Raw genomic sequence first — 235 nt, forward strand, 5'->3', positions numbered from 1 at the left:
ACCGCTACGAGGCAGATGTCATGGAAACGCTGTATCTGAAGGACGGCCGCTCGATCCACATCCTCGGCGGCGGCCATATGGCCAACCTCGCAGGACCGCGCCCGCTCGGCAATTCGGTCGAATCCATGGATCTCGGCTTCACGCTGCAGGCCCGCTGCCTGGAACGCGTCGCCAAGCGCGGTTCCGGCCCGGAATCCTGCCTCGTGCCGGTGCCCAGGGATATTGATGCGATGGT

The 235-nt window shown here is 64.7% G+C and carries 1 protein-coding gene; it reads left to right on the forward strand.

Translation table 11 applies throughout. The annotated features are described in order from the left end of the window. A partial coding sequence (locus SCA31_RS25575) for a hypothetical protein (RefSeq protein ID WP_410699725.1) occupies positions 1 to 235 on the forward strand: 235 nt, incomplete at both ends.

Origin of the sequence: Chryseobacterium sp. SIMBA_028, from assembly GCF_046535285.1 — a bacterium.
In the GTDB taxonomy this organism is placed as follows: Bacteria; Bacteroidota; Bacteroidia; order Flavobacteriales; family Weeksellaceae; genus Chryseobacterium.